Below are 22,044 nucleotides of genomic sequence, written 5' to 3'. Positions count from 1 at the left end.
AATATGAACTAAGGGCAGCTATAAATGCCTTGGTTTTGATTAAGGGTTGTTAAGTTTACTAACAGCCCTTTTTTATTGCTAGTAAGGGCTAACAGTTCACCTTGACGAAGTTGCCCTTCAAGGTTGAGATCTGATAAATCTCTCACCAATGACTTTTCAATCTCTAGCAAAGTGTTTTCTTTACAGTCCGCTATTAGTAAAAACTCCGAGTTGTTATCAATGATACGGCCATGGAATGAACGCGCTTGTGCGAGTAATTCTGAATGCTTTGCTTGTATGCTTTCAGGGCTTTGCAATGTGTGATTTCGAGTGACTTGGACTTTATATTGACCACCTTCTTTGCTGTGGTGCTCTATATGTTCATACTGGGTCAAGTCAAGCGCGTACACCTGGGTACTTTCACTTTCAGGTTGTATCCATAACGCACCTAAAAATAGCAAACCAGCACAAGCCATTGCCCATTGTGCTTGTTGCCAAAATTTGTTTTGTTTTGGCTGGCGACATTTGGCCTTCATCTGCTCAAGGTCTTGTTTCGTTAAACCCTGCTGTTGCTTAAGTTGTTGGTAAGCTTGTTTCAAGGTCTTATCAAAATCATCATCATTCGCCATGGGAGTCTCCTAAACGCTGTTTTAAAGCTTGTTTGGCGTAGCGTAATCTGGTTTTTATGGTTTCTACTTCGCTGTGTGTGATCGTTGCAATTTCTTGTAAGCTGAAGCCTTCTAATTGCAGACTGAGCGCTTCTCTTTGCAAAAACGGCAGAGTGAGGAGTGCATCATAGAGTGCGTTTTTTTCATCCGCTTCAGTTTCGTTACTCACAGCTTCATGGTGTTGCTCATCGAGTGAAGATAGACGGTTCTGTTTCTTAAATTCGTCTAGTAGAGCATTGCGAGCGATTGAGAATAGCCATGCTTTTGGTGTTTGCTGATCACGGTATAGATGGCTTTTTTCTACAACGGTGAGCCACGTTTTTTGGCAAATATCTTTTGCCAGTTCACGATCGCTTTGTCCACTCAAAAAGTGAAACAGGTCTTGGCTATAGGTATTGATTAAAATCTCTATATAGATATCTTCGCCAGTCTGTTTATACGCCTCTAGTGGATCTCTGCTGGTTGAAACCTTATGTAACCATGTCTTTAATGCTATCAGCATAGGCACTTTCCCGATTGTTCTTTTCCCTATTGATTGGCTTATCTCGCTGACAAGCCAATCAACTTAACTTATACCAACCCTCTTAATAAAGAATTATTGAGGATGGGTATTTCGCTTACTGCTGCAATTTGAACTCTAACACAACTTGTAAACCTGTTTGCACTATCGCCTGACCGTTTTCCATTTTAGGACGGTACTTCCAGCCTTTTAGTGCTCTTAATGCTTCTCGATTAAAAATACGCTTTGGCTCAGCATTAATAACTTGTGCATCAATTACATTGCCTGCTTTATCGATTGAAAATGCCATTTCAACCCAGCCCTCTTTGCCATCACGAGCAGCAGTGGCAGGGTATTTAGGGTCCACCCTAACAATCGGGGTCGCATCGCCATCTTGTGGTGCAAATATTTGCGTGTTGATTGGCGTGCGATCTAATTCTATCACTGGGCCGCCTATACCAATTTGTGGTCCAGCTACCTCAGACGGTACCGATGTTTGTGGTCTTGGCGGCTGTGCTTTAGGTTGTGGCGGTGGCGGTAAAGGCCTTGTTTTAGTTTGTACCTCAGAGTCAGGTCTGTCTTGCATGATCTCTAATTCAAAGGGGGTTTTAACTTCAACAGGGGCTCTTTCTTCACTGCTGATCAAATAATCCATAAAGGCAAATGCAGCCAAGGTCACTATGGCACCGATTACAATAGATGCAGATACTTTAGTCATGGTTTGAGCCGGAGTTGGCATGGTGTAAGTCATCATAATAAGCGCCTCTTTTTTGTTTGCTTATCCCTAAAACGACACAGCAAGAAAAAAGGGGTGAAAAAATTTTAAATTTTTTTATCAACCGTTCCACAGTACAATACGTATAGGTTTGCCGAGGAAGTGATATGCAGTTACAAGAGATTGATAAAACGCGTTATAGAAAACATCTGAATAAAGTGATTTTTGCCTGCATTGCAGCGCTCACCGTGGGCAGTTTAGGTATAGCACAACTGCTGATTTTATTGTTCCCTGATCCTGATGGTAGTCACTTTCATTGGAATTTACTGGGCGTGGTTGTGACTTCAATTGTTATAGGTTTGACTTTAAAAAAGGTTAAGTCGCACCCATTTATGTATGAAGTTGCGTATGTGTGGGATTTAAAGCAAGCACTTAATCGCATCACTCGTAAGATGATGGCTATTAAAAAAGCCGCCAAAGAGGGCGATATTGATGCGATGTTAGCTATGCAGTTTAGTTATTCTGGGTCTAAGCAACTTTGGACGCTAGATGACAACACCATCACGATGGAAGATTTGAGTATGTGGCAAGCTGAATTAGATTCATTGGCGCGTGAATATCAAGTTGAATTGGATATTACTAAATACGACGAGCGCATTTTAGCTAAGTTTTAATGGGCTCCTAAATTTCAAGCTATCAAAGTGTGATAGTATAACATTTTTAAATTATTAGGTTCGCAAAAGTCGTGGCAGAAGTAAGAGCGAGAGTGAAGCTGAATGTAGGACAGCACAGTCATATTCCTGCAGAAATTGTATCGTTTCATGGTTTAAAAGATGGTGAAGAGCATGTTGCTTTGATCTTTAATGAAGCTGATAAGAATGAGGTACCTCTTATTCGTATGCACTCAGAGTGTTTAACGGGAGATGTATTCCATTCTTCACGTTGTGATTGTGGTGAACAGTTAAATGAATGTATCGAAACCATGCATGAGCAGGGTGGCATCATTTTATACTTACGCCAAGAAGGTCGTGGCATTGGCCTTTACAACAAAATCGATGCGTATGTTCTACAGTCGCAAGGTATGAATACCTACGAAGCGAATAACCACTTGGGTTTTGATGACGACTTGCGTGATTTCTCAGACGCTGTTTTGATGCTTCAGGCGATGGGCTTAAACCACGTTAAACTTATGACGAATAACCCTCGTAAACTAAATGCGTTAAAAAATGCAGGCATTGAAGTTGATAAGGTTGTAGGCACTCACGCACACATTAAAGACGGTAATCGTCATTATTTAGAAGCGAAAGTGAAGCATGGTTCACACATGTTAGATATGGAAAAAGTACCTGAGAAAAAGTAGCTTTTTCATCCTCTTTTGTATCCGAGAGCACAATGCGACCTACTATGGTCGCATTTTGTGTTTTGATAGGTATAATTCCAGTGTTTTGATTATTTTTAGGTCTTTATGTCTTCAAAGATAAATGTTTTTAGTGCTTCTGCGGGTTTGCAGTGGTTAAAGCAAGGTTGGAATATCTTTAAAACCCAGCCGATGACTTTTATGTTTATGTACATTTTTATGATTGTTGTTGCATTGATCCCCTTGGTGCTTCCTCCATTGCAATTAGTTGCAGCATTTACGGCGCCTTTTCTAACGATCGGCTTTTATTTGGCCGTCATTAGCAAGCAGCAAGGTAAAACCATCAGTCTTGCCGATATACTTAAACCGTTTTCGATCAAAGGCCGTCGCTTAAACTTATTTAGGCTTGGCTTATATCAAATGGGCGCAGTGATTTTACTGACATTATTAGCTGACAGTTTATTTTCTGAAACTTTCGCGCTGATGCAGCAGGCAGCAGAAAACCATAATCATGAGCAATTACTGGCTGAAGTGATGAGTACCTTGTCGATTGGCAACCTTGGCGTATTTTTATTAGCCCATGCTGTGAATTTAATGGCGTTTGCCTTTGCGCTACCTTTGGTCTTTTTCAAAGGTGAAAACCGTATTTTCAATGCGCTTGGCCAATCATTAAAAGTGTTTCAAGCGAATATGGCACCGCTTATTGTATTTAGCTTGGTGATCGGTGTATTAATACTGGCAGCAATGCCATTAAGTTTAGTGCCTTTACTGGTTATCATGCCAGTGGCTTATATTGGCTTTTTCTGTTCATATCAGGCGATATTTCCTGCTGATGATACCAGTGACAATAACGGGCAGGGCGAAAAACAAGCGTCGCAATCAAGCGCAATCAACACAGGTCGATTTGACGCTTAATGGATGAGCAAACAAAGCAAAAGCTAAAAAACTACGTGTTGTGGCTGTTAGGCCGTCAAGAATACTCAAAAAAAGAACTCGCACAAAAACTGAGAATGAAAGATGCGAGTGAAGACTACATAGAGCAGCTGTTAAGCTGGTGTGAGTCCTTAGGGTATATTGATGAAAAGCGCTACTGCGAGAGCTTTTTACGCAGACAAACAAATAAAGGCTTAGGTCAAAAGCGTGTTTTGGCCGAAGCGACAAATAAAGGGGTTGATCGGGCCCAATTGATGACGCTAATCGAAGAACAAGAAATAGATTGGTTTGAATTAGCGTTAGAGACCTACCAAAGAAAATATGGCTTAGGCGATAAACAACTCGATTATAAAGAAAAAGCCAAACGGGTGAGATACATGATGTACCGTGGATTTGGCTATGAAGAAATTAATTTTGCAATGCAAGCAACAATAGGTGACTGATCAAATGCAGCAAATGACTACCGCACAGTTAAGGCAATCGTTTTTAGATTACTTTGCCACACAGCAACACCAAGTTGTACCTTCAAGCTCACTAGTGCCGGGTAACGATGCAACGTTACTTTTCACTAATGCGGGTATGGTGCAATTTAAAGACGTATTTTTAGGTGGCGAAAAGCGCCCTTACACGCGAGCGACGAGCTCACAGCGTTGTGTTCGTGCTGGTGGTAAGCACAATGACCTTGAAAATGTAGGTTACACTGCACGTCACCATACTTTCTTTGAAATGCTTGGTAACTTCAGTTTCGGTGACTACTTTAAGCAAGACGCCATTAAGTTTGCATGGCAGTTCTTAACAGAAGTTGTTCAGTTACCAAAAGAAAAGTTGATGGTAACGGTTTATCACACTGATGATGAAGCGTTCGACATTTGGGCAAAAGAAGTGGGCGTGCCTGAAGACCGTATCATCAAAATCGATACGTCTGATAACTTCTGGTCTATGGGTGATACAGGTCCTTGTGGTCCATGTTCTGAAATTTTCTATGATCACGGTGAGCACATTTGGGGTGGTCCTCCGGGTTCTCCTGAAGAAGATGGTGACCGTTTCATCGAAATCTGGAACCTAGTATTCATGCAATACAACCGTCACGCTGACGGCACAATGGAACCACTACCTAAGCAGTCAGTTGATACAGGTATGGGTCTTGAGCGTATCGCTGCAATTTTGCAAGGTGTTCACTCAAACTATGAAATCGACTTATTCCAAAACCTAATCAAAGCCGCTGCGGCAGTAACTAATGCGCAAGACTTAGAAGATAAGTCACTTCGCGTGGTTGCCGATCACATTCGTTCTTGTGCGTTCTTAGTTGCCGATGGGGTGATGCCATCAAACGAAGGTCGTGGTTATGTTCTGCGTCGTATCATTCGTCGTGCGGTTCGCCACGGTAACAAGCTAGGCGCAGAAGGCGCATTCTTCTTTAAGCTTGTTGCAGCACTTGTTCAAGAAATGGGTGAAGCGTATCCAGAGCTTGCTAAGCAACAAGAGATCATCGAAAAAGTGCTACGTATTGAAGAAGAGCAGTTCGGTAAAACACTAGACCGCGGTTTGGCGATTCTTGAAGAAAACCTAGCAGACCTTAAAGGTGATGTGATCCCAGGTGACGTAGTATTCAAACTTTACGACACTTATGGTTTTCCTGCTGACTTAACTGCCGATGTTGCGCGTGAGCGTTTCTTGACAATCGACGAGCGAGGCTTCCAAGAGTGTATGGAAGTTCAGCGTAAGAAAGCTCAGCAAGCGGGTAAGTTTGGTGCTGATTACAATGAGCAGCTTAAGTCTGAAAAGTCGACTGACTTCAAAGGGTACGATGCAACTCACTACAGCGGTACTGTGGTTGAACTATTCAGCCAAGGTGAAGCTGTTAATGTACTAGAAGATGGTCAAGAAGGCATTGTTGTATTAGACCGTACACCATTCTATGCAGAGTCTGGTGGTCAGGTTGGTGATACCGGTTCATTGAAAGTGGCGGGTGGCGAGTTTGTTGTTACTGACACGACTAAACTAGGCAATGCATTTGCACACCACGGTAAAGTAGTTGGTCGCATTGGTGTTAATGATAAAGCCGATGCACATATTGATGCTGAGCGTCGCGAAAACATCAAGAAGAACCACACGGCGACTCACTTAGTACACGAAGCGTTACGTCAAGTCGTTGGTGAGCATGTAGCACAGAAAGGCTCATTAGTGATGCCAGATCGCTTACGTTTTGACTTCTCACATTTTGAAGGCGTGACTAAAGCACAACTTCGTGAAGTGGAAGACTTGGTGAACGCTGAGATCCGTAAGAACTTCGCACTACAAACTGAATTAATGGACATCGACGAAGCGAAAGCAAAAGGTGCGATGGCGTTATTCGGTGAGAAGTATGATGATGAAGTACGCGTTGTGTCAATCGGTGATTACTCTATCGAATTGTGTGGTGGTACACACGTATCGCGCGCTGGTGACATAGGTCTATTCAAGATTGTGTCTGAAGGCGGTATCGCAGCAGGCGTTCGTCGTATCGAAGCAGTAACTGGTGAAGATGCGGTAAACTATGTGTCTGAGCAAGAAGCACAGCTAAGCGAGATTGCAGCGCTTGTGAAAGGTGACGCAAGTAACGTACTTGAAAAAGTGGCAGCCCTAATTGAGAAATCTAAAGGCCTTGAAAAGCAAGTTACTCAGCTTAACGACAAGCTTGCAAGTGCAGCTGGTGCCTCATTAATTGAATCTGCCGTTGACGTAAATGGCGTGAAATTATTAGTTGCTAATGTAGCTGGTACTGAATCGAAAGCGCTTCGCGGCATGGTTGATGACCTTAAGAACAAGATGGGTTCTGGTGTTATCGCGCTAGGTGTTGCGAATGGCGATAAAGTAAGTCTAATTGCAGGTGTGACGAAAGATTTAGTTGGCAAAGTAAAAGCCGGCGAACTAGTTAATCACATGGCAGCAAAAGTGGGCGGTAAAGGTGGCGGTCGTCCAGATATGGCTCAAGCAGGTGGCTCACAGCCTGAAAACCTTGACGCTGCGCTGCAAAGCGTTAATGCATGGGTGAGCGAAAAGACGCAATAATTGCGATGTAACTCGTGGCATTAATTGTTCAAAAATTTGGTGGCACCTCGGTAGGCTCGATTGAGCGTATTGAGGCTGTCGCTGATATCATCATAAAAACCCAACAACAGGGTCATCAAGTCGTTGCCGTTGTCTCTGCAATGTCTGGTGAAACCAATCGTTTAATCTCTCTCGCACACGAAATTGACAGCCGTCCTAGCAGCCGTGAACTTGATGTTTTGGTGACTACTGGCGAACAAGTGACTGCGTCGCTTTTGGCTATGGCCATCATTCGTCGTGGACATCCTGCAATTAGCTTACTTGCCGATCAAATTGGTATTCAAACCGATAACATGTTTGGTAAAGCAAGAATTGAGTCCATCTGTACCGACCGTTTAAATCAAGAAATGGAACACAACCGTATCGTGATTGTGGCAGGTTTTCAGGGGCGAGATCGGGAAGGCAATATTACAACGCTAGGTCGTGGTGGCACAGACACAACCGCGGTAGAGTTAGCGGGTGCATTAAAAGCGGCTGAATGTCAGATATTCACAGACGTAGATGGTGTATACACCACAGATCCCCGCATTGAGCCAAACGCACGTCGCCTTGAGCAAATTACCTTTGATGAAATGTTAGAGATGGCAAGTCTTGGTGCGAAAGTCTTACACTTACGCTCGGTTGAAGCGGCGGGTCACTATCGCTTACCACTTAGGGTGCTATCGAGCTTTTGCCACTCAAAGGGGACATTAATTACTTACGAGGAGCCAGATATGAACAAAGCCCCAGTTTCAGGTGTGGCTGCAAGTAAAGATGAGGTGTTAATTACTCTTAAGCAGTTACCAAATCAACCACAGATCTTTGCAAGCCTACTCACCGTATTGGCTGATGCGGGCATTGCGGTAGATATGTTGAGCCAATTAAATCACCAACTTGATAAAATAGACTATGCTTTTACTGTGCACAGTAATGATCATCATCAAGTTATTGAGCTTTTGACACACCAGCAAGAAAGTCTCGGTTTTGTTGAATTGGCGTGTGATAAGGAAGTGGCTAAAGTGTCTGTAATCGGCATTGGCCTGAAGTCTCATGTAGAAGTTATCGCACAGTTCTATACGGCAATGTCTCACGAGAATATTAGAGCTGACTTAGTGACAACATCCGAAATGAAAATTTCGGCTTTGCTGCCGCAAAAGTACTTAGAATTGGCTGTTAGAGCATTGCACAGCACATTTTTATTGGAAAGTATTGAGTAAATTGGTTTTTTTGCTTACTTTTATGACAACTTTTCATTAAAATGAAATTGACGCGGAATCTTCTAATTTTTGGAATAACAGGAGCAATAGAATGCTAATACTAACTCGTCGAGTGGGTGAAACCCTAATGATTGGTGATGAAGTAACTGTAACTGTACTAGGTGTTAAAGGTAACCAGGTACGTATTGGTGTTAATGCACCTAAAGATGTTTCAGTTCACCGTGAAGAGATTTACATGCGAATTCAGGCTGAAAAGTCTGGTCCTGCAACAGGTAACATCTGATCAGCTTTTAGCGAATAATTTAAGGAGCCACTATTCATTAGTGGCTTTTTTTTGCGCTAAGATAAATTCAACCGTCTCGTCATCCAATGCACTTAAAGATAAATATTGTGCACCTTTTAGTGAATAGATCAGTAGACCTCTGTCTGTTTTTATAACTTTGGTGATGTTTTGCCAATTAAATACAAACGATTTGTATGGGTTAGCTGCTTTAATTTTTTCTTCGTCAATCTCAACAATCACATTGGAGCCACTTGCTCTGCTGATCATCTGTCTGGTAACCCACCAAGGACGGCGATAGTAATATGAAATGCATTCAATGACTGCCAAAATGATTAAGAAATTTCCTAGGTAGCCATTCTCTAAACCATAAATAGACAATAAACCGAGCAGGGTTAGAAAACCGACTAACGCATATTTAGGTTTGTTAGTTTTCCCAAATTTTTCGGACTCATCAAAGCACTCCTGATAGTAAGGCTTATCAAGGGTAAATTCGTGTTTATACATAGCAACTCATTAATCTTTATTTGCTGCCAATTTTATCAAAAAAGAATGGTGTATGCGTATTTGAAATTTTTAATGTGACTTGCATTAAGTATGAAAATACATTTTTTATTCAATCATAACGGTGTTTTGTTTAGTGTCGTCTTGGTCTTACCATTTTTTGTTTCCGTTTTTAAAACTTGTCTTTGTAACCTATTTATCACTTTTATTTAAAGGTATTTAAATAAACCTGCGCTATTTTGAATATTTTTCATATTTATCTCAGTAATTCATTCGTTTTATCAGTGTTTTACAGTTAAGTTGTTGCTATTGTTCAACTTTTAATATTGGTATTACCAATTTACAATATTGTTTACAAGTTGAGCTCGTTTGTTATGATGTTGAATAAATATTTATAAAAAATGATTAATGACGCAAGGCGCGTTGTGAAAAAGGGGGAGAACATGGATATAGGTGCATTGTTGCTAGAGGCAGCCAGCTTAATGCTTACCGGCATGGTTGGGGTTTTTGCCTTCTTATCTATCTTAATTTTTGCTGTAAGCAAGTTATCACTTATCGCAGGTGGTGATGAGCCAGTAAAGCCACAACGTCAACCTACTAAACGCCCAGCATCAACAGGGGTATCTAACGCGCACATTGCTGCAATCAGTGCAGCTATCGCTCAGTACAGATCAAAATAATAAAGGGGTACACTATGTCAAAGTTAAAATTAACTGAATTGGTTTTAAGAGACGCACACCAGTCATTACTTGCTACGCGAATGCGACTAGAAGACATGCTACCAATCGCAGAGAAACTAGATAAAGCCGGTTATTGGTCTGTTGAATCTTGGGGTGGTGCAACCTTTGATTCTTGTATCCGTTATTTGGGCGAAGATCCTTGGTATCGCATTCGCGCTTTAAAAGAAGCCATGCCAAACACCAAGCAGCAGATGCTTTTACGTGGTCAAAACTTACTGGGTTATCGCCATTATGCCGATGACGTGGTGGAGAAATTTGTAGAACGTGCACATCATAATGGTGTTGATGTTTTCCGTATTTTCGATGCCATGAATGATGTCCGAAACCTCGAAACTGCGATTAAAGCCGCTATTAAAGTCGGAGCGCATGCGCAAGGTACCATTTCTTATACTGTGAGTCCGGTTCACACTTTAGACATGTGGCTAGATCAAGCGAAAAAACTAGAAGCCATGGGCTGTCATTCAATCTGTATTAAAGATATGGCTGGCTTATTAAAGCCTTATGATGCAGAAGAACTGATCACTGAACTTAAAAATACCGTGTCAGTGCCAATTGCCATGCAGTGTCACGCGACAACGGGTTTAAGCACAGCGACATACCAAAAAGCAATCGATGCGGGCATTGATATGCTTGATACCGCTATTTCGTCTATGAGTATGACTTATGGTCATAGCGCCACAGAGACCATGGTGGCTATCACTGAAGGCACAGCGCGTGATACAGGTTTAAACCTTGGTGAGCTTGAAGAAATTGCGAGCTACTTCCGTGAAGTTAGAAAAAAATACGCGGCGTTTGAAGGTAGCTTAAAAGGCGTTGATGGCCGTATCTTACTCGCTCAAGTACCAGGCGGTATGTTAACTAATATGGAAAACCAGCTTAAAGAACAAGGCGCGGGCGATAAGCTAGATGATGTTCTAAAAGAGATCCCGGCTGTTCGTAAAGACCTTGGTTTTATTCCGCTTGTGACACCAACATCGCAAATCGTCGGTACTCAGGCGGTACTAAATGTTCTAACTGGTGAGCGTTACAAGACCATCACTAAAGAGACGGCGGGTGTGTTAAAGGGTGAGTATGGTTCAACCCCAGCTGAAGTTGACTCAGAGTTACAACAACGCGTATTAGATGGCGCAGAAGCGATCACGTGTCGCCCTGCTGATTTAATCGATGCTGAGCTTGATAGCCTTGAGGCTGAGCTAGTTGCGAAAGCCAAAGAAGACAACATAGAGTTGGCTGAAGAGCAAGTCGATGACGTGTTAACTTATGCGTTATTCCCGCAAATTGGTCTTAAGTTCCTTAAGAATCGAAATAATCCAGATGCATTTGAGCCGAAACCAACTCTAGTTACCACTGAAAAGCCTGCGCCTGCTGCAAAACCGGCTTCTCCACAAAAACAATCAACAGAGCGTTACAGCGTGCAAGTTGATGGCAAAGTTTATGATGTTGTCGTTGCACCAGGTGGTGAACTAAAAGAAGTACAAGTCAAAGATAGTGAGCTTATTCCACAGTCAGCATCGGTCAGTACGAGCGAAACGCTCAATGCACCGCTTGCCGGTAACATCTTTAAGTTATTGGTACGTGCAGGTGATGCAGTCGCTGAAGGCGATGTAGTCATGATCATGGAAGCCATGAAGATGGAAACAGAAGTGCGTGCGACGCACAGCGGTACGGTTGCAAATGTCTTAGTCTCTGAAGGTGACTCTGTCGCAACGGGCGATGCCATGATTGAGCTTGCATAGGAGGTCACATGGACGGGTTGTTAAATTTATGGCAAGCAACGGGCCTTGCCAACTTTACCGTGCCAGCTCTAGTCATGATGGCGGTGGGCTGTGGTTTACTCTACCTTGCTATAGCAAAAGGGTTTGAACCTTTACTCCTTGTACCAATTGGTTTTGGTGCAATCTTAACGAATATTCCAGTTGCAGGCTTGGCAGAGCCAGGTGGCTTGTTGTACTACGTTTACTATATCGGTATTGATAGTGGTGTTTTTCCGCTGTTGATATTTATGGGCGTGGGCGCGATGACTGATTTTAGTGCACTGATTGCAAACCCACGTATGTTACTGTTGGGTGCTGCTGCGCAGTTTGGTATTTTCGCGACATTATTTGGCGCTATTGCACTGAACTTTGTACCAGGCTTTGAGTTTACCCTACAGGATGCTTCTGCAATTGCTATCATTGGTGGTGCAGATGGTCCAACGGCTATTTTCTTAGCCTCAAAGCTTGCACCAGAACTTTTGGGCGCGATTGCGGTAGCTGCATATTCTTATATGGCATTAGTACCAATTATCCAGCCGCCGATCATGCGTGCGCTAACGTCTGAAGAAGATAGAAAGATTGAAATGCCACAACTTCGCCATGTGACTAAGCGTGAGAAAATTATCTTCCCACTGGCAGTACTTGGTCTAGCGATTATGTTCTTACCGTCAGCATCGCCGCTGGTTGGTATGTTTTGTTTAGGTAACTTAATGCGTGAGTGTGGTGTGGTTGATAGATTAAGTAACACAGCACAGAATGAGCTTATCAATATCGTGACTATTTTCTTAGGCTTAGCTGTGGGCTCTAAGTTATCAGCGACTGAATTCTTAACTGTTGAGACGTTAGGTATTTTAGTGCTTGGTGCCTTGGCTTTCTCAATTGGTACAGCATCGGGTGTATTTATGGCGAAAATTATGAATAAGTTCTCGAAGCATCCTATAAATCCACTTGTCGGCGCGGCAGGGGTATCAGCGGTACCAATGGCGGCACGTGTAGTGAATAAAGTGGGCCTAGAGAATAACCCGCATAACTTCCTGTTAATGCACGCAATGGGGCCAAATGTAGCAGGTGTACTTGGCAGTGCCGTGGCAGCAGGTATTCTGCTAGCACTTGTTGGCTAGCTAGTAATAAGTTTCTTCCAACCTAAATGCGCAGCCGTTGGCTGCGCTTTTTTTGATTTGGCGTAATTGTATTAGTTAACCTGAGCTTTGGTTAAGAGATTTACTAACGTATTGATATTGAAATGATAAGTAATTTTTCAAGTCTGCAGCCGGAGACTTTTAGCGATAACAAGGCGAATTTACGAATCAATAGCTGGCCTATTGTAAGTAAATTCAACACTGTTAGCGCTGAAAGTAGCCGCTGGAGATAGATTTATTATCCAGAGCTCAGGTTAATTATATCCATACAAAAAGCTTTGCTCTGTATGTTCTTTCTCTTGTTCTTCGAGCTGCATAAGATTTGCGACTTCTTGTTTGTAAGACTTACTTTTCTTTAAATCTTCTTCGTTATTATCTTTGATGACGCCTTGGCTCTTTAATTCAGATGGCATTTGGGTGATCTCTGAAATCTTCATCTTATCTCTCCTCGAGTTGCACGCTTTGAAGTATTGGTATCTCTGTGTAGTTTGTTTTGCAGAAGTTGTACCAAGAAAAACTTATGTAGACACTTTAAGTAGTTATAGAAAAGATTTATTGATCTCGCTTGCTATTTCTTAAATTAATTGCATCAATAACGGGCAGTAACTCCTCAATTTAGTGCAAAAAGACCATGACAAAGCCATATTCTCAAGCGTGTGAAAACAATAAAGCTCCAATTCTGAATAAGATACAAACATATCTAACAGATAAAGAAAAAATTTTAGAAATAGGAAGCGGCACCGGGCAGCATGCTGTGCATTTTGCAAAGCATCTTCCGAATATAACTTGGCAAACGGCAGATCAAGCCATGCATCATGAAGGGATCAACGCTTGGTTAGACGAAGCTAAGCTGGGTAATTTAATTGCGCCTATTACCCTAGATTTAAATCATGATTGGCCTGTGAATGAAAAGTACAATGCAATTTACACCGCGAACACACTTCATATTGTGTCTGAGTCTTTGGTTGAAAAGCTAATCATTGGTGCCGCTAAACACAGTCATTCGCAAAGTCATTTATTCATTTATGGCCCGTTTAACTACAATGGACAGTTTACCAGTGAAAGTAACCAAGGCTTCGATGCCATGTTAAGGGCAAGAGACCCACAAAGTGGTATTCGGGATCAAGAGTGGGTTGTTTCTTTGGTGAAGAAACAAGGCTTTGAGTTAGTTCAAGACCATGAAATGCCTGCGAATAACCGACTATTGGTGTTTAAACGGTAATTTAGCTTCACATTCAATAAAGTACTGCTGTAAGGCTTGGGCTTCTCTTTCGCAATAGTCTTGTAGCGCGATTTTAAACTCAGGTCTAAACAAGGTGTGGTAAGAGTGGCGCCAAACGGGTTCAAAGCCACGGGCGAGTTTATGCTCGCCTTGCGCGCCGGCATCAAAAGTGGTGATGCCTTCTTTTATCGCAAGTTCAATACCTTGGTAATAACATAGCTCAAAGTGAAGCGAATCATATTGGGATTCAATAGCCCCCCAATAGCGGCCGTATAGGGTATCGCCTGAAACAAAATAAAGGCTAGTGGCAACAATAGCATCATCTTTGAACGCGCAGCATAAACGAACAGCATGAGGTAAGTTTTTTATTATCAGGGCGAAAAATTCGCGATTTAAATAGCCATTATGGCCCGAGCGCTTTAAATAAGTCAGACGGTAACTTAAATAAAAGGCATCAAGTAAGGCGCCATTAATCTCATCACCAGAAAACCAGCGAATGGTTAAACTCTGTTGTTGTACTTTTAATCGCTCTTTACTGATCATCTTTCGCTTTCGAGCATTAAGCGCTGATAGAAAGTCACTGAAGCTTTGATAGCCTTTATTTTGCCAGTGAAATTGCACATTGCGTCTTGGGATCAATGTGGTATTGGCAAAATTTGCATGTTCAGATAAAAAGTTAAGATGAATGCCACTGAGACCATTTTCACCAAACTCAAGTAAAGTTGCCTCTATATAACTTATTAATTCAGGCGTGATGTGCTTGCTAAGAATGCGAGGACCTTGCACTGGGGTAAAAGGTACACCACATAGCCATTTAGGATAATAATCTAGCCCGTACCTTTCGTATGCTTCAGCAAATGCCCAATCAAAGACGTACTCACCATAAGAGTGGTTTTTTAAATAGCCTGGCAAGATAGCCACTATATGATCGTTTTGCTTAATGACAAGGTGCTGAGGCTGCCAGCCAGTTTGTTTGTTTACACATTCACTGATTTCCAATGCGCCGAGCCAAGTATAACTGGAAAATACGTGCTCATTTGTAAGTGAGTTCCAAGTATGCTCCGAGATATTTGAAATAGAGTCTATAAACTCGTGCTGATAGGTCATGGGGTGTACAGAAATTAAGGCTAATTTAAATGGTATGATATCAGATTTAATTTTGCCTTAAACTGCCCTTATTCACTAAATAAAAAAGCAAGGTTAGAACTTTGTATGCTTAATAAGTATTCAGCTTTGAAACTCCTGTGACATAAGCCAATTTATCCGCCGATTTAGTTGGTTGATCATAACTATGTTGATTTATATACAATAATGTAACTTATGATTGTATTCCTTATGGTGTGTAAGAGATCTACCTGTAATTAAAAATTAATCAATTTTTGACCTAAAATCGTTTGACTTAGCATGAGAGGGCTTTACTATGAAGATAGACAAAAATTTGTCAGTGTTTATAAATTTCCACCACGTTATTGTATGAGTCATACTTGTAGTACCGTCCTGAAGTTTTTAAGTACCGTCTAGTTTTTGCTCTATGCGCCCACAAGGGCATAGTTAATTTTAAAGATCAGGATATGCATATTATGTCTAATACAGTTACTGGTACCGTTAAGTGGTTTAACGAGTCAAAAGGTTTTGGTTTCATTGCACAAGAAAATGGTCCAGATGTTTTCGCACACTTCAGCGCTATCAAAGGTGACGGTTTCCGCACTCTAGTTGAAGGTCAGAAAGTAGAGTTCACATTAGCTACAGGTCAAAAAGGCCCACAAGCTGAGAACATCACTGTACTTTAAGTGTTAATCACTTAACAAGAAAGCAAGCACTAGCTTGCTTTTTTTATATGTGGTGCAAACTAGTGAACGCAGTTCGCGCTGTTTGCGCAAGGGCGACGAGTGACCGAAACGAAGTTTCGCAGCGCGAGGAGGTGAGGGTATGGATACCCGATGGGCAATGCTACATGGATGTAAAACAGCACAGCATCCAAAATTTTTCGTTTATAGTGCGCGCAGCAAGACTAGCGTTGAGTGTGAGGCCTTGGATGGCCGAACCGGACCCAAGCTACATGGAAGTATTACAACTCAATTCTTATTAAGATCGAGACAAAGTTTCGTAGCACGAGGAGGTGAGGGAATGGATACCCGATGGGCGAAGCTACATGGATGTAATACAAAACAAAATTTACTTATTTCATTTCTCAATAGTGAACTTAGCTTCTTAACTTAAACCCCAACAAAAACCTCTTTACCTATAACCTAATCTATTCACTCTCACCATCCCTATATTCACCAAACTTATAAACACTATATTTAAATATTGTCGACAATCTTGTGATTTCTAGGTTGACGTTCACGTAAACCGCCACTATATTGTCTACAACTTACTAAACACGGCTTTAAGATTTACTATGTCGATTTTTCATGAAAATGCTGTAACAGCCTCCGATAAAGCGTTTTTTCGTTTAAGAAAAGAGATTGTAGAGGGTGAAATCCCAGCATCAGCAAAACTTAGTGAAACTGAGTTGTCGACAAAGTATGAAGTAAGCCGTGCAGTAGTCCGAGAAGCTATTAACCGTTTAGAAAGCTGTAACTTGGTTGAACGCAAGCCAAATGTGGGTGCACGTGTGGTGGCATTAAGCCCTGAGGGGTTAATCGAACTTTACCAAGTTCGTGAGTCACTAGAAGGCATGGCGGCGCGTCTTGCTGCAACTAATATGTCTGATGACGAAGTCACAGAGCTGAAAATGCTCTTGAATAGCCAGTCAGAAAATATCAAAACCACTGAGCGCTATTATCAAGAAGCGGGCGATTTAGATTTTCATTACCGCATTATTCTCGGCAGCAAAAATAATCATTTAATTAATATGTTGGTCAATGGCCTATATCACTTGGTGCGTATGTATCGCGTGCAGTTAGGCATGGCGGGCCCTCGTGTGAGTACCGCTTTTGACGAGCATAAACATATAGTACAAGCCATCAGTAATCGCGACCCTGAGTTGGCTGAAATGTTGATGCGCAGACACATTATGTATTCAAAAAATAATATCGAAGCCAAGCTAAACCAGTGAGCTTCTTACACATATTTTCAGGATAACCAGAGAGATCATCAAGATGACAACAGGAACTATCAGTGCGGGTAAGAAATTCCGCGATGCATTAAAAGCCAATCAACCTCTGCAGATCGTGGGCACAATTAATGCCTACAGCGCAATGATGGCGAAGAAAATCGGCCACCAAGCAATTTATTTATCAGGTGGCGGTGTTGCAAATGCCTCTTATGGTCTTCCTGATTTAGGCATGACTTCTCTAAACGACGTTATTGCTGATGTACAACGTATTACTTCAGCATGCGACCTACCTTTGATGGTTGATATTGACACAGGTTGGGGCGGTGCTTTCAATATCGCAAAAACAGTTCGTGATATGGAAAAAGCCGGTGCAGCAGCTGTGCATATGGAAGACCAAGTTGCGCAAAAACGCTGTGGTCACCGCCCAAACAAAGAGATCGTTTCAACCGAAGAAATGGTTGATCGTATTAAAGCGGCAGTCGATGCGCGTACCGATCCTGATTTCTTCATCATGGCGCGTACAGATTCATTCGCACAAGAAGGCCTAGAAGCGGCGATTGAGCGTGCAAAAGCTTATGTTGCTGCGGGTGCTGATGGCATTTTTGCAGAAGCCGTACAAACTGAAGAGCACTACCGTGCATTTAGCGAAGCGCTAGATGTGCCAATTTTAGCGAACATCACAGAATTTGGTAAAACAGAGCTTTGGAACAAAGAAGAACTTGGTGAGTGGGGCGTAGATATGGTGCTTTATCCACTAAGTGCATTCCGTGCAATGAACAAAGCCGCTGAACTGGTTTATCAAAGCATTTTACAAAACGGCGATCAAAAAGCTGTCATAGATACCATGCAAACTCGTATGGATCTTTATGATTACCTTGGCTATCACGACTACGAGCAGAAGCTTGATGCGTTGTTTGCCGAAGGCAAAAATAAGTAATAGTAATTTTGAAGTGCAGGCAATGAACCTGCACTCAGCACATATCAATACCCAGCAGGTAAAAATAATTCAGGAGACAACATCATGGCAAAAGTACTAAGCGGTGCAGGCCTACGCGGACAAGTAGCGGGTAAAACAGCATTATCAACAGTAGGTAAATCGGGTTCTGGCCTAACTTACCGTGGTTACGACGTAAAAGATCTGGCAGCAAACTGTCAGTTTGAAGAAGTGGCGCACCTAATTTTAAAAGGTCACCTACCAACGCAAGCAGAGCTAGATGCTTATAAAGACAAATTACGTGCAATGCGCGGTCTGCCTCAGGCCCTTAAAGATGTACTAGAGCGTATTCCAGCAGACGCACACCCAATGGATGTATTACGTACGGGTTGTTCAATGTTAGGTAACCTTGAAGGTGAAGCGACATTTGATGAGCAAGACCAAGTAACTGACCGCATGCTAGCCGTTTTCCCAAGTATCATTTGTTACTGGTACCGTTTTAGTCATGATGGTGTGCGTGTTGACGTTGAAACAGATGATGATTCAATTGGTGGTCACTTCCTTACAATGCTACATGGCGAAAAAGCAAAAGAATTACACGAGCAAGTTATGCATGTGTCTTTAATTCTTTATGCAGAGCATGAGTTTAATGCGTCTACCTTCACAGCGCGTGTTTGTGCATCAACGCTTTCTGACATGCACTCATGTGTAACGGGGGCGATTGGTTCACTTCGTGGTCCACTACACGGTGGTGCTAACGAAGCAGCGATGGAACTGATCGAAGGCTTTACTTCACCAGATCATGCTGAAGCTGAAATGATGGGTAAACTTGAGCGTAAAGAGAAGATCATGGGCTTCGGTCACGCGATTTATTCAGAATCAGATCCTCGTAACGAAATCATCAAAGGCTGGTCTGAAAAGCTAGCGGCAGATGTGGGTGACGACGTACTTTACCCTGTATCAGTTCGTTGTGAAGAGGTAATGTGGCGCGAGAAGAAGCTTTTCTGTAACGCTGACTTCTTCCATGCATCAGCTTATAACTTCATGGGTATTCCGACTAAGCTATTCACGCCTATCTTCGTAATGTCTCGTCTAACGGGCTGGGCTGCACACGTGATGGAACAACGTGCTGACAACCGTATTATTCGCCCTTCAGCGGAATATACAGGTGAAGAGCTACGTCCTGTAACGCCAATTTCAGAGCGTTAATTTGAAGTTTGAGTGACAGAGGTTGACTTTGTCACTCACTACCGTCACTCCAACTTAAGACAAGTGCTTAAGTTTTTACCCTATGGATTTCATATTTCACGTAGGCAGCTAAAACCTATGTAATTTGAAAGACGATGGGATAAATAAGTCAGAAAGTTATGAATACCAAATACCGTAAAATCTTACCTAACTCTCAACTTGCTTATTACGATACCCGTGAAGCCGTTGATGCTATTAAACCAGGCGCGTATGCCACACTCCCTTACACATCGCGTGTACTTGCAGAGAATCTAGTTCGCCGTTGTGAGCCTGATAAGCTAGATGCTAGCTTATCGCAGTTAATTGACCGCAAACGCGACTTAGATTTTCCTTGGTTCCCTGCACGTGTTGTGTGTCACGATATTTTGGGCCAAACCGCTCTTGTTGACCTGGCTGGCTTACGTGATGCGATTGCTGCAAAAGGCGGCGATCCGTCTAAAGTAAATCCAGTTGTTTCGACTCAGCTTATTGTTGATCACTCGCTTGCGGTTGAGCACGCTGGTTTTGAAAAAGATGCGTTCGAGAAAAACCGTGCCATTGAAGACCGTCGCAACGACGACCGCTTCCATTTTATTAACTGGACAAAAACCGCATTTAAAAACGTTGACGTTATCCAACCGGGTAACGGCATCATGCACCAAATCAACCTAGAGAAAATGTCGCCAGTTATCCATGCCCGTGACGGTGTAGCATTCCCGGACACATTGGTTGGTACCGATAGTCACACGCCACACGTTGACGCACTGGGTGTCATTGCAGTGGGTGTTGGTGGCCTTGAAGCCGAAAGCGTCATGTTAGGTCGTGCTTCTTATATGCGCCTACCAGATATTGTTGGTGTTGAACTGACAGGCAAAGCACAACCGGGCATTACCGCAACTGATATCGTACTCGCAATCACTGAATTCTTAAGAGCTGAAAAAGTAGTCGGCGCTTACTTAGAGTTTTACGGTGAAGGTGCAGCAAGCTTAACGCTTGGTGACCGTGCAACCATCTCAAACATGACACCAGAGTATGGTGCAACGGCTGCGATGTTCTATATCGACCAGCACACCATCGATTACTTAAAAATCACAGGTCGTGACGACGAGCAAGTGCAGCTTGTTGAAAACTACGCAAAAGAAACAGGCCTTTGGGCCGACAGCCTAGAAACTGCAGAATACGAGCGCGTTCTTACTTTTGATTTATCAACGGTTGGTCGTAATATCGCAGGTCCTTCAAATCCACACCGCCGAGTATCTACTTCAGAACTTGCACAAGCGGGTATTGCTGGCACAGTTGAAAACGAAGAAGGCAAAATGCCAGATGGCGCGGTGATCATCGCTGCTATCACCAGCTGCACCAATACTTCTAACCCGCGCAACGTGATTGCAGCAGGTCTACTCGCACGTAATGCCAACGCAAAAGGGTTAACTCGTAAGCCTTGGGTTAAGTCATCTCTGGCACCGGGTTCTAAGACGGTAAAAATGTATCTTGAAGATGCCGAGTTATTACCAGAGTTAGAGCAATTAGGTTTTGGTGTTGTGGCATTTGCATGTACAACTTGTAACGGTATGAGTGGTGCGTTAGACCCGAAAATCCAACAAGAGATCATCGACCGCGATTTATATTCTACAGCGGTACTGTCGGGTAACCGTAACTTTGATGGCCGTATTCACCCTTATGCAAAGCAAGCTTTCTTAGCGTCTCCACCATTGGTTGTGGCATACGCGATCGCAGGAACTATTCGTTTTGACATCGAAAAAGATGTCCTTGGACATGACCAAGACGGTAACCCTGTTACCCTGAAAGACTTGTGGCCAACGGATGAAGAGATCGACGCAGTTATCGCAAAAAGCGTGAAGCCTGAGCAATTTCGCCAAGTATACGAGCCAATGTTTGACTTAAACGTCGATTATGGCGAGAAGAACGATCCGCTTTACGACTGGCGAGAAATGAGTACCTACATTCGCCGCCCACCATATTGGGAAGGCGCACTAGCAGCTGAGCGCACCATGAAAGGCATGCGTCCACTTGCTGTATTAGGTGACAATATCACTACCGACCACCTATCACCATCAAATGCAATTTTAGCAAGCAGTGCTGCCGGTGAGTATTTGGCGAAGATGGGTCTGCCAGAAGAAGACTTTAACTCATATGCAACCCACCGTGGTGACCACTTAACCGCGCAGCGTGCAACCTTTGCGAACCCGAAATTGTTTAACGAAATGGTGTTAGACGAAAACGGTGAGGTAAAACAAGGTTCATTAGCGCGTATTGAGCCAGAAGGTAAAGTAACTCGCATGTGGGAAGCCATCGAAACCTACATGGAACGCAAGCAGCCGTTGATTATTGTGGCTGGTGCGGACTATGGTCAGGGTTCATCACGTGACTGGGCGGCCAAAGGTGTGCGTTTAGCGGGTGTTGAAGTGATTGCGGCAGAAGGTTTTGAGCGTATTCACCGCACAAACTTAATCGGTATGGGTGTATTACCTCTGCAATTTGAAGCCGGTACAACCCGTAAAATACTCGGTCTTGATGGTACTGAAACCTATGACGTTATTGGTGAGCCAAGCCCGGGCGCAACGTTAACCTTATTGATTAATCGTCAAAACGGCGAGCGTGTAGAAGTGCCTATGCTATGTCGTCTTGATACTGCAGAAGAAGTATCAATCTACGCGGCTGGCGGTGTTCTTCAAAGATTCGCACAAGACTTTTTAGAAGCTAATAATTAATAAATAAGCGAATG

General features: G+C 42.8%; 22 protein-coding genes. 16 read left to right on the top strand and 6 right to left on the bottom strand.

The window, feature by feature from the left end; translation table 11 throughout:
* Positions 1–8: 8 nt before the first annotated feature.
* The 3 genes from ABMY35_RS19620 to ABMY35_RS19610 form a co-directional block, all read right to left on the bottom strand.
* Positions 9–608, bottom strand: a complete 600-nt coding sequence (locus ABMY35_RS19620; protein ID WP_349287763.1) for a hypothetical protein — start codon at positions 606–608, stop codon at positions 9–11.
* Positions 598–1,149 carry a sigma-70 family RNA polymerase sigma factor gene (locus ABMY35_RS19615; protein ID WP_349287762.1) on the bottom strand — a complete coding sequence of 184 codons (552 nt, stop codon included), beginning with the start codon at positions 1,147–1,149 and terminating at the stop codon, positions 598–600. The genes ABMY35_RS19620 and ABMY35_RS19615 overlap by 11 nt, the downstream gene beginning before the upstream one ends.
* 115 nt (positions 1,150–1,264) lie before the next feature.
* Positions 1,265–1,900 carry a TonB family protein gene (locus ABMY35_RS19610; protein ID WP_349287761.1) on the bottom strand — a complete coding sequence of 212 codons (636 nt, stop codon included), beginning with the start codon at positions 1,898–1,900 and terminating at the stop codon, positions 1,265–1,267.
* Positions 1,901–2,028: 128 nt separating this feature from the next.
* Between ABMY35_RS19610 and ABMY35_RS19605 the strand changes: the two genes are divergently transcribed.
* From ABMY35_RS19605 to csrA, 7 genes are all read left to right on the top strand, one after another.
* A complete protein-coding gene (locus tag ABMY35_RS19605; protein ID WP_349287760.1) occupies positions 2,029–2,535 on the top strand; it encodes a DUF3087 domain-containing protein in 507 nt (168 codons plus the stop codon).
* A gap of 71 nt (positions 2,536–2,606) precedes the next feature.
* Positions 2,607–3,221 (top strand): GTP cyclohydrolase II, encoded by a 615-nt coding sequence (ribA, locus tag ABMY35_RS19600; RefSeq protein WP_138561732.1) that lies wholly within the window; start codon positions 2,607–2,609, stop codon positions 3,219–3,221.
* A gap of 105 nt (positions 3,222–3,326) precedes the next feature.
* Complete coding sequence (locus ABMY35_RS19595) at positions 3,327–4,133, top strand: BPSS1780 family membrane protein (RefSeq protein WP_349287759.1); 807 nt, start codon at positions 3,327–3,329, stop codon at positions 4,131–4,133.
* Positions 4,133–4,594 (top strand): regulatory protein RecX, encoded by a 462-nt coding sequence (locus tag ABMY35_RS19590; protein WP_349287758.1) that lies wholly within the window; start codon positions 4,133–4,135, stop codon positions 4,592–4,594. The genes ABMY35_RS19595 and ABMY35_RS19590 overlap by 1 nt, the downstream gene beginning before the upstream one ends.
* Positions 4,595–4,598: 4 nt before the next feature.
* Entirely contained in the window at positions 4,599–7,202 is a 2,604-nt protein-coding gene (gene alaS, locus ABMY35_RS19585) for an alanine--tRNA ligase (protein ID WP_349287775.1), read from the top strand.
* 14 nt (positions 7,203–7,216) lie between these two features.
* Positions 7,217–8,437: an aspartate kinase gene (locus tag ABMY35_RS19580; RefSeq protein ID WP_349287757.1), complete on the top strand. Its 1,221-nt coding sequence runs from the start codon at positions 7,217–7,219 to the stop codon at positions 8,435–8,437.
* Between the two features lie 91 nt (positions 8,438–8,528).
* Entirely contained in the window at positions 8,529–8,720 is a 192-nt protein-coding gene (gene csrA, locus ABMY35_RS19575; protein WP_058031817.1) for a carbon storage regulator CsrA, read from the top strand.
* Between the two features lie 30 nt (positions 8,721–8,750).
* Here the strand turns inward: csrA and ABMY35_RS19570 are convergent, their stop codons facing one another.
* The gene (locus tag ABMY35_RS19570) at positions 8,751–9,224 is read right to left on the bottom strand and encodes a YcxB family protein (protein WP_349287756.1); all 474 of its coding nucleotides are present in this window, start codon (positions 9,222–9,224) and stop codon (positions 8,751–8,753) included.
* 440 nt (positions 9,225–9,664) lie between these two features.
* Here ABMY35_RS19570 and ABMY35_RS19565 point away from each other — a divergent pair, with 440 nt between their 5' ends.
* From ABMY35_RS19565 to ABMY35_RS19555, 3 genes are read left to right on the top strand one after another with little or no spacing between them, the layout of a single operon-like run.
* On the top strand, positions 9,665–9,901 hold the full coding sequence (locus ABMY35_RS19565; protein WP_349287755.1) for an OadG family transporter subunit: 237 nt from the start codon (positions 9,665–9,667) through the stop codon (positions 9,899–9,901).
* 14 nt (positions 9,902–9,915) lie between these two features.
* Entirely contained in the window at positions 9,916–11,697 is a 1,782-nt protein-coding gene (oadA, locus tag ABMY35_RS19560) for a sodium-extruding oxaloacetate decarboxylase subunit alpha (protein WP_349287754.1), read from the top strand.
* An 8-nt stretch (positions 11,698–11,705) separates the two neighbouring features.
* Positions 11,706–12,836 carry a sodium ion-translocating decarboxylase subunit beta gene (locus ABMY35_RS19555; protein ID WP_138479187.1) on the top strand — a complete coding sequence of 377 codons (1,131 nt, stop codon included), beginning with the start codon at positions 11,706–11,708 and terminating at the stop codon, positions 12,834–12,836.
* Positions 12,837–13,108: 272 nt separating this feature from the next.
* Here the strand turns inward: ABMY35_RS19555 and ABMY35_RS19550 are convergent, their stop codons facing one another.
* Complete coding sequence (locus ABMY35_RS19550; RefSeq protein ID WP_349287753.1) at positions 13,109–13,291, bottom strand: hypothetical protein; 183 nt, start codon at positions 13,289–13,291, stop codon at positions 13,109–13,111.
* 194 nt (positions 13,292–13,485) lie between these two features.
* On the opposite strand from ABMY35_RS19550, the gene ABMY35_RS19545 reads away from it, so the two are divergent.
* Positions 13,486–14,076: a DUF938 domain-containing protein gene (locus ABMY35_RS19545; protein WP_349287752.1), complete on the top strand. Its 591-nt coding sequence runs from the start codon at positions 13,486–13,488 to the stop codon at positions 14,074–14,076.
* On the opposite strand, the gene ABMY35_RS19540 is transcribed toward ABMY35_RS19545, so the two are convergent.
* Positions 14,056–15,183 (bottom strand): GNAT family N-acetyltransferase, encoded by a 1,128-nt coding sequence (locus ABMY35_RS19540; RefSeq protein ID WP_349287751.1) that lies wholly within the window; start codon positions 15,181–15,183, stop codon positions 14,056–14,058. The two genes, ABMY35_RS19545 and ABMY35_RS19540, sit on opposite strands and share 21 nt — an antisense overlap.
* Before the next feature lie 473 nt (positions 15,184–15,656).
* Here ABMY35_RS19540 and ABMY35_RS19535 point away from each other — a divergent pair, with 473 nt between their 5' ends.
* The 5 genes from ABMY35_RS19535 (at position 15,657) to acnD (ending at position 22,030) form a co-directional block, all read left to right on the top strand.
* Entirely contained in the window at positions 15,657–15,866 is a 210-nt protein-coding gene (locus ABMY35_RS19535) for a cold-shock protein (RefSeq protein WP_058031834.1), read from the top strand.
* A gap of 611 nt (positions 15,867–16,477) precedes the next feature.
* Positions 16,478–17,137 carry a GntR family transcriptional regulator gene (locus tag ABMY35_RS19530; RefSeq protein ID WP_349287750.1) on the top strand — a complete coding sequence of 220 codons (660 nt, stop codon included), beginning with the start codon at positions 16,478–16,480 and terminating at the stop codon, positions 17,135–17,137.
* A 58-nt stretch (positions 17,138–17,195) separates the two neighbouring features.
* On the top strand, positions 17,196–18,074 hold the full coding sequence (gene prpB, locus ABMY35_RS19525) for a methylisocitrate lyase (protein WP_058032543.1): 879 nt from the start codon (positions 17,196–17,198) through the stop codon (positions 18,072–18,074).
* An 84-nt stretch (positions 18,075–18,158) separates the two neighbouring features.
* Positions 18,159–19,280 (top strand): 2-methylcitrate synthase, encoded by a 1,122-nt coding sequence (gene prpC, locus ABMY35_RS19520; protein ID WP_349287749.1) that lies wholly within the window; start codon positions 18,159–18,161, stop codon positions 19,278–19,280.
* Positions 19,281–19,438: 158 nt separating this feature from the next.
* On the top strand, positions 19,439–22,030 hold the full coding sequence (acnD, locus tag ABMY35_RS19515) for a Fe/S-dependent 2-methylisocitrate dehydratase AcnD (RefSeq protein ID WP_349287748.1): 2,592 nt from the start codon (positions 19,439–19,441) through the stop codon (positions 22,028–22,030).
* The last annotated feature ends 14 nt before the right edge of the window (positions 22,031–22,044 follow it).

Origin of the sequence: Pseudoalteromonas sp. BZB3, assembly GCF_040104455.1 — a bacterium.
Classification (GTDB): Bacteria; Pseudomonadota; Gammaproteobacteria; order Enterobacterales; family Alteromonadaceae; genus Pseudoalteromonas.
The sequence above is the reverse complement of the archived record's forward strand: the minus strand, read 5'-3'. Positions and strand labels throughout refer to the sequence as shown.